At 64.9% G+C, this 12,529-nt stretch carries 8 protein-coding genes; 2 read left to right on the top strand and 6 right to left on the bottom strand.

Annotated features, from left to right (window positions below):
• Window positions 1–29: 29 nt before the first annotated feature.
• Window positions 30–1,286 carry a DUF6456 domain-containing protein gene (locus tag GL284_RS11130; RefSeq protein ID WP_155044705.1) on the bottom strand — a complete coding sequence of 419 codons (1,257 nt, stop codon included), beginning with the start codon at window positions 1,284–1,286 and terminating at the stop codon, window positions 30–32.
• A gap of 211 nt (window positions 1,287–1,497) precedes the next feature.
• Here GL284_RS11130 and GL284_RS11125 point away from each other — a divergent pair, with 211 nt between their 5' ends.
• Window positions 1,498–1,842 carry a DUF6477 family protein gene (locus GL284_RS11125; RefSeq protein WP_155044704.1) on the top strand — a complete coding sequence of 115 codons (345 nt, stop codon included), beginning with the start codon at window positions 1,498–1,500 and terminating at the stop codon, window positions 1,840–1,842.
• Here the strand turns inward: GL284_RS11125 and GL284_RS11120 are convergent.
• Window positions 1,805–3,394 (bottom strand): helicase HerA-like domain-containing protein, encoded by a 1,590-nt coding sequence (locus GL284_RS11120; protein WP_155044703.1) that lies wholly within the window; start codon window positions 3,392–3,394, stop codon window positions 1,805–1,807. The genes GL284_RS11125 and GL284_RS11120 overlap by 38 nt on opposite strands.
• Before the next feature lie 503 nt (window positions 3,395–3,897).
• Here GL284_RS11120 and GL284_RS11115 point away from each other — a divergent pair.
• Window positions 3,898–4,659, top strand: a complete 762-nt coding sequence (locus GL284_RS11115) for an invasion associated locus B family protein (protein WP_155044702.1) — start codon at window positions 3,898–3,900, stop codon at window positions 4,657–4,659.
• 81 nt (window positions 4,660–4,740) lie between these two features.
• Here the strand turns inward: GL284_RS11115 and GL284_RS11110 are convergent, their stop codons facing one another.
• The 4 genes from GL284_RS11110 to mgtE form a co-directional block, all read right to left on the bottom strand.
• Window positions 4,741–6,303, bottom strand: a complete 1,563-nt coding sequence (locus GL284_RS11110) for a DegQ family serine endoprotease (RefSeq protein ID WP_155044701.1) — start codon at window positions 6,301–6,303, stop codon at window positions 4,741–4,743.
• A gap of 276 nt (window positions 6,304–6,579) precedes the next feature.
• On the bottom strand, window positions 6,580–10,173 hold the full coding sequence (locus GL284_RS11105; RefSeq protein WP_155044775.1) for a vitamin B12-dependent ribonucleotide reductase: 3,594 nt from the start codon (window positions 10,171–10,173) through the stop codon (window positions 6,580–6,582).
• A 412-nt stretch (window positions 10,174–10,585) separates the two neighbouring features.
• A complete protein-coding gene (locus GL284_RS11100; RefSeq protein ID WP_155044700.1) occupies window positions 10,586–11,140 on the bottom strand; it encodes a 5-formyltetrahydrofolate cyclo-ligase in 555 nt (184 codons plus the stop codon).
• Window positions 11,125–12,510: a magnesium transporter gene (gene mgtE, locus GL284_RS11095; protein ID WP_155044699.1), complete on the bottom strand. Its 1,386-nt coding sequence runs from the start codon at window positions 12,508–12,510 to the stop codon at window positions 11,125–11,127. The genes GL284_RS11100 and mgtE overlap by 16 nt, the downstream gene beginning before the upstream one ends.
• Window positions 12,511–12,529 lie beyond the last annotated feature (19 nt).

The raw sequence follows: 12,529 nt of genomic DNA, 5'->3' as shown, positions 1-12,529 counted from the left end.
CCCTTTTGCTTTTCCCCTGTGCGGTAAGCTCAGCCGATCAGCGGCGACCCCGAGCCATAGGTCTCGCGGTAATGCCGGTCCAGACGCATCAGCGCCAGCCGCAGGACGATCTTGCCGGACCGCGCCGACCAGCCCAGCCGCCGCTCGGTCATCTCGATCCCTTCCAGAAAGCAGCAGACCCGCAGGCACATGTCGCCCATGCCCGGCCCCAGTTCGCGCAAGGCCGCAGCCACCCGGTTGCGGGCGCTTTCCGAACCGCCGCCATAGCCCGCCCCGCCGCGCGACACATCGGCCCCGGCGGTCAGGAAACGGTCCCAGTTCTGCGTGACGCGCGGGCCCATCTGCGCCAGTTCGAAATCCTCGCGCAGCCGTTCACCGGCGCTGACCATTTCGGCGGCCAGAAACAGGCTGCCATCCGGCTCGCGGCGGCGGGCCAGCATCATCAGCGGGCTTTCGGCGATATTGACGCGGGTGCGGCGGCGGGTGCCGTCCTCGGGGTCGGTGATGTGACGATCTTCCCAGATCCGGTGCTGATCGGCGTGATCGAAAAGCGCGGCTTCCTCAGCCATGCCCGCGACGACCTCGGGGGCATCGACAGGCTCGGCCTGTGCGAAATCACCCTGCCCCGGCAATGGCCCCGAACGCCGCGCCGCCAGCAGCCCGCGCAGCGCGGTGCGGCCCTGCGATGAGATGGTATAGCGGTTGATGCGGCCCTGCCCGACAAGCTGCACCCAAGTCCGCACCGCCATATGTTCGGCCAGTTCGCGATCCAGAATGGCGGTGCGAATTTCGTCGCGCACGACGATGGCCTTGTCCATGCCCTCGGCCACCACCATCTGCGCGCCCGGTTCGGCCAGACGCCGCAGGATGCGGGCGATCTGGCGCATGCCGCTGCGCCCCGGCGCGGTGGCCATGGCAGCGGGCGCTTCGGGATGGGCGGGCAGCGGCTGTTCGGCGGCCCGTTCCACCGCGCGGTCGATCAGCGGATCGTCGCGCCGCGCCTCGAACCGGCGGATGCGGCGCAGGATGGTCGAGGCATGACAACCCAGTTCGCGCGCCAGGGCCCGGATCGACTCGCCGCCTTCGACATGGCGCAGATAAAGCCCCATATCGCCGTCCGACGACGGCGCGGCATCGGCCCGGACGGGCAAGGCGGCGGTGGCGGGAAATTGCGGGATCGTCAAGGCCGGTGCGGCATCCGCCTGTGGCTGCGCCCCGATGCCGACAGCCAATCCGGCCGGCATGGCACCAAGGACGAAATCTCCCGTCTGAATGGTCATCGTCATTCCTTCATTTCCTGCAGGCGAGCCGACAATCGCTCGCCGATGGGTTGTTGTCAGCATCAGCCAAACCGACCGACTTGTGGTGTGGATTGGGCAATATTTGCTAACAATTCCTAAAGAATCCTTGCTAGGGCGCGCGCAACAGCACGCCGCAACGCAACACACGCATCGGTTGTGCAAAATTCTTCCTGCAACGATCGGCAGGAGAAACGCCATGACCACAAATTCGAACGTGATTCAGTTTCAGCCACGCCCGCAAAGGCCGGAATTCCGCCGCCCCCGGCTGCTGGTGCAGGCGGCCCGCGCGGGGCTGTCCTCGTGGAACCGCAAGCGCGACATGCGCCGCCTGTTCAAAAGCGACGAGATCCCGCTGCCCGGCCACACCCTGCCCCGCCTGCACGCCGAGGAGCAGCGTCTGGACATGGCCCGGCGCGGCTCAGAGGCGGATTATGACGTGCAGCGCCACATCCTGCTGCTGGTCGCCATCATCGCCGAAACGCTGGACAGCGCGACAGCGCCGGTCACTTACCCCGCAAAAGCGACCCAAGCACGCCCCTGACCAGCGCCTGCCCGGTCTTGGTGCCGATCTGCCGGGCCAGACTTTTGCCGAAGGCGGTGGCGATGCTGTCGCTGCTTGAGGCCCGGCGCGTTGTCTTTTCCCGCGGCGCGGGGGCCGGGTCGCGGATCTGGATCCCCGCATCGTAACGCCTGCCGCGCGCGTGTTCACGCGGGATGGCGAACAGATCATCATCCTGCGCCGGGGCCTCTGCCTTGGCGGCCTGCGCTGCAGCCGCATCGGCGCGCTTGGCCAGCAGCTCATAGGCAGATTCGCGGTCCAGCGTCTTGCCGTATTTCAGTCCCATCGGAGAATTCGCGATGATCGCGCCGCGCTCGGCATCGGTGATCGGACCGTTCTGCGCCAAAGGCGGGCGGATCAGCGTGCGCTGTGCGATCCCCGGCACGCCCTTGGCCTCCAGAAGCGAGGTGACGGCCTCGCCCGTGCCAACGGCCTGAATCGCTTCGGCAATGTCGAAATCGGGATTGCTGCGATAGTTCTGCGCCGCCAGCCGCAGCGCCTTCTGATCCTTGGCGGTAAAGGCGCGCAAGGCGTGCTGCACCCGGTTGCCCAACTGGCCCAGCACCGATTCCGGCAGATCCGCCGGGTTCTGGCTGATGAACCAGATGCTGACACCCTTGGACCGGATCAGCCGCGCCACCTGTTCGATCTTGTCGACCAGCGCCGGAGGGGCGCCCGCGAACAGCAGATGCGCCTCATCAAAGAAAAACGCGATGCGCGGCTTGTCCGGATCGCCCACCTCGGGCAGTTGCTCGAACAGTTCCGACATCAGCCACAGCAGGAAAGTCGCGTAAAGCCGCGGCGAGTTCATCAGCTTTTCAGCCGACAGGATATTCACCATCCCCTTGCCCGAGGCATCCAGCCGCATCATGTCCGACAGTTCCAGCGCCGGTTCGCCAAACAGCAGATTGCCGCCTTCGTTTTCCAGCACCATCAGCGCCCGCTGGATCGCCCCGACCGAGGCCGTCGAGACATTGCCGTATTTCAGCGACAGATCCTTGGCGTTCTGACCAACCCAGACCAGCATCGCTTGCAGGTCCTTCATGTCCAGCAGCGCCAGCCCCTCCTCATCGGCGACGCGGAACGCGATGTTCAGCACGCCCTCCTGGACATCGGTCAGATTCATCAGCCGCGACAGCAGCAGCGGCCCCATCTCGGCCGGGGTGGTCCGCACGGGATGGCCGCGTTCACCCCAGATATCCCAGAAGGTCACGGGAAAGGCCTGATAATCCAGCGAGATGCCGATCTGCGCCGCGCGTTTCTCGAACGGCTCTTTCAGCGGGCCATCGGGATCGCCCGCCTTGGCAATGCCCGCCAGATCGCCCTTCACATCGGACATGAAGACCGGCACCCCGGCCTTGGAAAAGGATTCGGCCAGCGTCTGCAGCGTCACCGTCTTGCCGGTGCCCGTCGCGCCCGCGATCAGCCCGTGGCGGTTGGCGTATTTCAGCAGCAGGTTCTGAGGCAGGGCGTAATCCCCCCCGCCGCCACCGACAAAGACCGTTCCGGCATCCAGATCGACGATTTCGGCCATGCTACCCTCTTGGCTGAGTTACGAAAAAACAAGGCAATACCTTTGGACAATACTCTGCAAACAGAAATGTGCCAGTCTGGAGCTGCGCGCGCGGACAGCAGTAATCCCGCCGCATCCTCCCTGACGGACTGCCGCGCCTGCGGGCGCGGCTTTTTTCATGGCAGGAAATATGACGCCACGATGACAAAACCTGACGATTCGAACAGTTGACGTGCGTCTCGGCGCATTCTAGCTTCCCAGGCAATGACGACCGGCCAGTCCGGCAGGGAAGGTAAAAAAGGGAACCCGGGATGCGGCGACGCGTTCCGGGTTCCTTGTTTCAGGCCGCACGATCTGCCGGGCGGACCGGGACGCGACATCGCGCCCAAGCGGGCTTTCGCCTTTCCTACGCCTATCACACGGCAAGGAAACACAAAGTTGACAGTTTGGCGGGGGATCGCCCCTGACAAGGCGCGGGGCGCGTGCTACCACCGCCCGGACAACCTGGACCAAAGGAAAGAACCATGGCCATTCGGACGTCTGCTTCCCTGATTGCCGCCATCTTTGCAATTGCCGGCCCCGGCATGGCACTGGCGCAGGAAACCCCGGCCCCCGCCGCGCCCGCAGAAGCGCCCGCCGCCGAGGCCCCGGCCCCTGCCGCCCCGGCCCCCACGGCTCCGGCCGCTGCCGCCGACGCGGCCCCCGGCACCACCGCCCCCGCCAATGGCGAGCCGCAGCCCGGTCAGACCTATGTGAAATCGACGCATGGCGACTGGACGCTGCGCTGCATGAAGACGCCGGACAACAACGACCCGTGCGAGCTTTACCAGCTTCTGAAAGACGCGCAGGGCGCTTCGGTCGCGGAAACCTCGATCCTGCCGATGAGCGGTGGTGAGGTTTCGGCCGTGGTGACGATCGTGGCGCCGCTGGAAACCGACCTTCAGGCCGGGATGCAGCTGCAGATCGACCAGAATCAGGCCCGCCGTTATCCCTTCATGCTGTGCGCGCCGGTCGGCTGCGTGTCGCGGATCGGCCTGACCGAAGCCGAGCTGGGCAATATGAAGCGCGGAAAAAGCGCCACCGTCAGCCTGCTGCCCTTCGGCGCGCCGAACAACCAACCCGTGCGCCTGACCATGTCGCTCAGCGGCATCACCGCAGGGATCGACGCGCTGGTCGCGGCCAACAAGGATCTGCCGGAAGCGACCCCGGTCGCACCCACCGCAGCGCCCGCAGCCGCGCCTGCGGCCCCGGCAGCCCCCGCTGCTCCGGCAGCCCCGCAGCAATAACGAAAAAGGGGCGCTGACCGCGCCCCTTTCTTGCATGTCCGAAAGGGCCGGGAATCGCACCCGGCCCTTTTGCGTTCGCCCTTACTGCACCGGCAGCGCGACGAAGCGCGGCTCGCCCGCGCGGCGCACCATCATCAGGATCGACTTGCGCCCGGCATCGCGGGCGTCCTTGATGCGGGCTTCCAGCTCGGCCAGCGTGGTCACGGGCTGCTGGCCCGCCTCGGTGATGACATCGCCCGCGCTCAGGCCCTTGTCGGCAGCGGCACCCTCGGGGGCGACCTGCTGCACGACCAGACCCTGCATGTCGCGCGACACGCCAAGTTCACCGGCAATCTCGGGGGTCAGCGGCACGACATTCATGCCCATGATTTCCGAGCTGCTGTCCTCGGTCGCCTCGCCGTTCTGGTCGCTGGCATTGGCGCCGCTGCCTTCGGCCAGTTCGCGACGGCCCAGCGTGATCTTCAGATCGACGGGCTTGCCCTCGCGCTGAACGGTCACGTCCACGGCCTCGCCCACGGGCGCATCGGCCACGCGGCGCACCAGATCGCGCGGATCCTTGACCTCGCCCCCGGCGAAATTGGTGATGACATCGCCCGCCTTCATCCCGGCATCCAGCGCCGGGCCCTCGGGCACATCGGTGACCATCGCGCCTTCGGCACTGGCAAGGCCAAGGCTTTCGGCGATATCGTCGCTGACGGGCTGGATCTTGACGCCCAGCCAGCCACGGCGGGTTTCGCCGAATTCCTCAAGCTGCTCGACGACCTTGCCGACGACATTCGACGCCATCGAGAAGCCGATCCCGATCGAGCCGCCATTGGGCGACAGGATCGCGGTGTTCACGCCGATCACCTCGCCATCCATGTTGAACAGCGGCCCGCCCGAGTTGCCGCGGTTGATCGCCGCATCGGTCTGGATGAAATCGTCATAGGTGCCCGACAGCGCCCGGTTGCGCGCCGAGACGATCCCGGTCGAGGCCGAGAAGCCCTGCCCCAGCGGGTTGCCCAGGGCCAGCACCCAGTCGCCGACGCGGGAATTGTCGCTGTCGCCGAACTTGACGAAAGGCAGAGGATCGGGGCTTTCGACGCGCAGCACGGCGATATCGGTCTTTTCGTCCTTGCCCACCACTTTCGCCGGCAGCTTCTTGCCCGAGAAGAACTCGATCTCGATGGCATCGGCCCCGTCGATGACGTGGTTGTTGGTGACGATCAGCCCATCCGCCGACACGACGAAGCCCGATCCCAGTGCGTTCGAGCGCTGTTCGGCCTGCGGGCCGCCACGACCAAAGGGCATCTGCTGCCCGTCCGGCCCCTGCGGCATGCCGGGGAAACCGAATTCGCGGAACAGATCGCTGAAGGGGCTGCCTTCGGGGATCTGCAAACCGCCCGCCAGAGGCGAGGATACGGTCGAGGTGGTGGTGATGTTCACGACGGCCGGGCTGACCTGTTCGACCAGATCGGCAAATGTCTCGGGCATCACCTGCTCGCGCCGGGCCTGATTTTCAGGCGCGACCAGCGGCTGGTTGTTGTTGGCGGCTTCCTGCGGATCCTGCGTCGCGGGAGCCTGCGCAATCGCCGCCGATGATGCGGCAATCGCGATTGCCAGCCCCGAGGCGGTCAGGAAATAACGGGGGGACAAGTTCTTCATCTGGATGGTCTCCTTCGCTGCCGGTGGGTCAAGGGCCACGCTGGCAATATGTTCATGTTGAAGGGGATTTCTAAGGCCGTTGCAAATGAACCACGCTCGCAAGGAATGAACTGATCGTGACTTGCCACGGCAGGGGCGTCAAGCCGCCACAAGGCCCCTGCCGCAAGGCCAGGTTTCGGGCGGTTTGCCGAATGCAGAGGCGATTGATGCAAAGTCAGACAACGGGCCTTCCTGCGAAGACCCGCTGCCTGTGAACTCCGCCTGGCGGGGCCGCGATCAGCTGCAGCCGCTGGTGCCGCCGCAGGTGTTGCACTTCATGCAGGTGCCGTTACGGACCAGCGTGTAATTGCCGCATTCGCCGCAGGGATCGCCCTCATAGCCCTGCATCCGCGCTTTCGCCCGCAGATCCGCCGCACCGGGCTGGGCCGTGGCAATCGCCGTGACCGAGCTTTGCAGCACCATCAGATCCTGCGGCAGGCGCTTCCTCAGATAGCCGGTCGAACTGATCTGCTTCAGCATCTCCAGCGAGCGTGAGCCCGCATTGCTGACCGGAGCGACATTCGGCTGTCCCTCGGCCTCGCCCCCGCCCATATCGCCGAATCGCGCGCCCTGCGGCGCGACATGCGCCAGATCGGTGCGGTCCAGATAGCTGACGGCCAGTTCGCGGAAGATATAGTCCAGCACCGAGGTCGCATTCTTGATGCTGTCATTGCCCTGCACCATGCCCGCAGGCTCGAACCGGGTGAAGGTGAAGGCATCGACGAATTCGTCCAGCGGCACGCCATATTGCAGACCGACCGAGACGGCGATGGCGAAATTGTTCATCATCGCCCGGAAGCCCGCACCTTCCTTGTGCATGTCGATGAAGATCTCGCCCAGACTGCCATTGTCGTATTCGCCGGTGCGCAGATAGACCTTGTGCCCGCCGACGATGGCCTTCTGGGTATAGCCCTTGCGGCGCTGCGGCAGCTTTTCGCGATGGCTGCGCACGGCCTCTTTGACGATGATCTTTTCGACGATCTTCTCGGCGATGACCGCGACCTTTTCGGCGCCGTTGCCGGTGGCAAGGATCTCCTCGGCCGCCTCGTCATCCTCGACCAGCGCCGAGGCCAGAGGTTGCGACAGTTTCGAGCCGTCGCGATACAGCGCATTGGCCTTGATCCCCAGCGACCATGACAGCTCATAGGCGGCCAGCGCATCGGCGATCGTGGCGCTGGCGGGCATGTTGATCGTCTTCGAGATCGCACCGGAAATGAAGCTCTGCGCCGCCGCCATCATGCGGATATGGCTTTCGACCGACAGATAGCGCGTGCCTTGCTTGCCGCAGGCATTGGCGCAGTCAAAGACCGGATAATGCGCGGCCAGCAGATGCGGCGCGCCCTCCAGCGTCATCGTGCCGCAGACATGATCGTTGGCGGCGTCGATCTGCGCCTTGGTAAAGCCCAGATGGCGCAGCAGATCGAAGGTCGGATCCAGCAGCTTGCCTTCGGGGATGCCCAGCGTCTCGCGGCAGAAATCCTGCCCCAGCGTCCATTGGTTGAAGACAAAGCGGATGTCGAACGCCTGCGGCAGCGCGGCCTCGATCTTTTCCAGCTCGCGCGGGCCGAAGCCGTGACCGATCAGACTGGCGGGGTTGATGGCGGGGCAATTGCCAAGACTGGCATGGCCCACGGCATAGGCGATGATCTCCTCGATCTGGGCGGGACCATAGCCCAGCCCGGCCAGCGCCGCCGGAACCGAGCGGTTGATGATCTTGAAATACCCGCCGCCCGCCAGCTTCTTGAACTTGACCAGCGCGAAATCCGGCTCGATCCCCGTGGTGTCGCAATCCATCACCAGCCCGATGGTGCCGGTGGGCGCGATGACGCTGGTCTGGGCATTGCGGAAGCCGTGTTCTTCGCCCAGCGACAGCGCCTCGTCCCATGCGCCCTGCGCCAGCGCGACAAGCCGCGGATCGGGGCAGTTCGCGGCATCCAGATCGACCGGGCGCACATTCACCCCGTCATAGGCCCCGGTGCCATGCGCGGCGGCACGGTGGTTGCGGATGACGCGCAGCATCTGATCGGCGTTGCGGCGATAGCCGGGAAACGCCCCCAGCTTCGCCGCCATCTCGGCCGAGGTGGCATAGGCCACGCCGGTCATGATCGCCGTCAACGCGCCGCACAGCGCCCGGCCGGCTGCGCTGTCATAGCCCAGCCCCATATTCATCAGCAGACCGCCGATATTGGCATAGCCCAGCCCCAGCGTGCGGAAATCATAGCTGCGCTGCGCAATCTCTTTCGAGGGGAACTGCGCCATCAGCACGCTGATCTCCAGCGTGACGGTCCAAAGCCGGCTGGCATGGACATAGGCATCGGCATCGAACCCCGCCCCGTCCCAGAAGCTCAGCAGGTTCATCGAGGCCAGATTGCAGGCCGTATCGTCCAGAAACATGTATTCGCTGCACGGATTGCTGCCCCGGATCGGCCCGTCCGCCGGGCAGGTATGCCAGGCGTTCACCGTGTCGTGGAACTGGATGCCCGGATCGGCACAGGCCCATGCGGCATGGCCGATCTGGTCCCACAGATCGCGCGCGCTGACAGTCTTGGCGATGCCGCCATCGGTGCGGCGCAGCAATTCCCAATCCGCATCCGCACGCACCGCGCGCAGGAACGCATCCGTCACCCGCACCGAATTGTTGGAATTCTGCCCCGAAACCGAGGAATAGGCCTGCGAGTCCCAATCGGTATCATAGGTCGGGAACTCAATCGAATCAAAGCCCTGACAGGCATATTGCAGAACCCGGTTGACATAGGTCTCGGGGATCATGCTGCGTTTTGCCGCCCGGATGGCCGATGTCAACGCCGCGTTCCGGGCGGGATCGGTGGCCGCATCAGCCTCCCCGTCCCATTGCCGGATCGCGGCGAAGATCTCGTTCAGCTTCCGTTCGTGCATCTTGGAACCAGCCACCAGCGAGGCGACCTTCTGTTCTTCGATGACCTTCCAGTTGATGAACTGCTCGATGTCGGGGTGATCCATGTCGCAGATCACCATCTTTGCCGCGCGTCGGGTCGTTCCGCCCGATTTGATCGCGCCGGCTGCCCGGTCTCCGATCTTCAGAAAGCCCATCAGCCCCGAAGATCTGCCGCCGCCCGACAGTTTCTCGCCCTCTCCACGAAGGGACGAAAAATTGGTGCCCGTTCCCGAGCCGTATTTGAACAGCCGCGCCTCGCGCAGCCACAGATCCATGATGCCGCCTTCGTTCACCAGATCGTCGGACACCGACTGGATGAAACAGGCATGCGGCTGCGGATGCTCATAGGCGCTGTCCGAACGCACCAGCTTGCCCGACTTGTGATCGACATAGAAATGCCCCTGCGACGGCCCGTCGATGCCATAAGCCCAATGCAGGCCGGTATTGAACCATTGCGGGCTGTTCGGCGCGCCCATCTGACGGGCCAGCATGAAGCGCATCTCATCGAAATAGGCGCGGGCGTCTTCTTCGTTCGAAAAATACTCACCCTTCCAGCCCCAATAGGTCCAGGCACCCGCCAGTCGGTCGAACACCTGCCGGGCCGAGCTTTCCGCGCCGAACCGCTGATCCTCGGGCAACCCCGCAAGCGCCTCGTGATCGGCGACCGAGCGCCACAGGAATTCGGGCACGCCCTTTTCCTTGACCCGCTTCAGCCGCGCCGGAACGCCTGCCCGGCGGAAATACTTCTGCGCGATCACATCCGAGGCGACCTGCGACCAGCCCTGCGGGATTTCCACGGCATCGTTCTGAAACACGATGCTGCCATCGGGATTGCGGATCTCGCTGGCCGTCCGCGCAAAGCCGATATCGCCATAAGCGCCGCCCTCGGTGGTCGTGAAGCGTCGTTCGATGCGCATTGCCCCGGTTCCCCTGCTGTTCGGCCACACGGCATCCGCGCCCCAAAGCCCATGGCCAAAGCGCTGCAATCCGCCGATCATGCCGATGTCATTTATGTTTTTGGCGACGCAGCTACCTATCCGCAGAAATACAAGATTTGGTGGAGCGTCGCGGACTGAACACAAATTGCCGCGCGTCCGCCCATGATTCAACGCTAAAATTTTCAGGGCTTTGCCGGTCGCGCTGTTGACAGGGCGCTGTTGCACCGCGCCCTACAGATTCGCGCTGTCCCATCTGTTAATAACGGTGAATTTTCAGCCGTGCCGGGAAACGCAAGGCATATGGCCGGTTTCCGATCTTCCGTTCACCTGTTTTCCACAGGCTTGTCCACCGCGATCCGCGCCGGATGTTGGGGCTTCGTTCCCTGCGCGGCTAGCGTGGATTTTTTGTGCCCAGATCCAGAATTTCCTGGTCCGTCACCAGAAAATCCAGCGGCTGATCGGTGATCTCGGCGGGAATTGCCCGAATCTCTTGCACGGCATAGGCGAATCCGATCGCCGTGATGCCGCCTTTGCGGCGCAGGGCCTGCAAGGTGCGGTCATAAAAGCCGCCGCCATAGCCCAGCCGGTTGCCGTCGCGGTCAAACCCCGCCAAGGGCACGATCAGCACCTGCGGCACCAGTTCGGGCGCATCGGCGGGCGGATGGCTGGTGCCGAAGCTTCCGCCCTCCAGGACGCCGTCATAGCGGCGAAAGATCAGCGGACGCGCCGGACCCAGCACCACCGGCAGGCAGACCGGCCCCTCATGCGCGGCCATGGCATCGCGCGGGTCGGCCTCATCGCGCATCGGCCAATAACCGGCCAGCACCTTGCCGCGATGGCCGGAAAGCAGATCGGTCAGATGCCGGGTCAGCGCGGCATCGTCGCCGCCCTGCCCGCGCGCGGCCAGCGCCTGCCTGCGCAGCGCGGATTTCAGATCAGGATCCATGAGGCCAGCCCCAGAAAGGCGAAAAAGCCCATCATGTCGGTCATCGTGGTGACAAACGTCCCCGAGGCCAGCGCCGGATCAAGCCCCATGCGGTTCAGCGTCAGGGGCACCAGCACGCCCCCCATGGCAGCCACGATCTGGTTGGCGATCATCGCCAGCCCCAGCACGACGCCGATCATCGGCTGCCCAAGGATGAACACCCCCGCCAGCGTCAGGATCACCGCCAGCCCAAGCCCGTTCAGAAGTCCGGCGAACAGTTCGCGCAGCACCACGCGGCGGGCATTCGACAGCGTCAGTTCGCGCGTGGCCAGCGCCCGGACGGCCACGGCCAGCGATTGCGTGCCCGCGATCCCGCCGGTCGAGGCGACGATGGGCATCAGCGCGGCCAGAATGACCAGCGCCGACAGCGTGGCCTCGAATCGCGAGATGACCAGCGCCGACAGCGAGGCGGTGAACAGGTTGATGACCAGCCATGGCAAACGCTGCTTGGCGGTCTGCAGCGGCCCGTCCGAGACATGGCTTTCGTCCGAGACGCGGGCCATGCGCAGGAAGTCTTCCTCATGCTCTTCGTCCAGCACCGCCATGGCGTCGTCGATGGTGATGATCCCGACCAGCCGGTCGTGATCGTCGACCACCGGCGCCGAGATCAGGTGATACTTGTTGAAGGCAAAGGCCACATCGCCTTCGTCCTGCCGGGCCGAGATGGTGCGGAAGCTGTCCTCGGCGATGTCGCGCAGCGGCGTGTCGCGGCGCGAGGCCAGCAACTTGCCCAGCGTGACGTAACCCAGAGGCCTGCGGCGCGGATCGACCAGCACGACGTGATAGAACTGGTCGGGCAGCCAGTCTTCCTGCCGCAGAAAGTCGATGGTTTCGCCCACGGTCCAGTGTTCGGGCGCGGTCACCACCTCGGACTGCATCAGACGACCGGCCGAATATTCGGGATAGGTCATCGACTGTTCGACGGCGGCACGGTCGCTTTCGTCCAGCGCGGCAAGGATGGCCTGCTGTTCGGGTTCCTCAAGGTCTTCCAGAAGGTCAACGACATCGTCGCTGTCCATCTCGCGCACGGCTTCGGCCAGCACCTCGGGGGGCAGTTGTTCGACGACCTCTTCGCGGATGGATTCGTCGATCTCGGACAGGATGTCGCCGTCGATCTCGCCGGAATAAAGCTCAAGGAACTGCTTGCGCCGCTGCGGCGTCATCTGCTCGATCAGGTCGGCGATGTCGGCGGCATGGACCGGGGCCAGCAGCGCGTCCAGACGCGGGCCGTTGCCCTCTTCGATGGCGCGGCCGATCACCTCGCGATCATGGTCGTCCAGTTGCGACTTGTCCGCAGAGGTTTCGAGTTCGGCATCACGCGGATCGGTCATGGCTGGCTCCTTCCGGACG

This window comes from Paracoccus shanxieyensis (assembly GCF_009711265.1).
GTDB lineage: Bacteria > Pseudomonadota > Alphaproteobacteria > Rhodobacterales > Rhodobacteraceae > Paracoccus > Paracoccus shanxieyensis.
The sequence above is the reverse complement of the archived record's forward strand: the minus strand, read 5'-3'. Positions and strand labels throughout refer to the sequence as shown.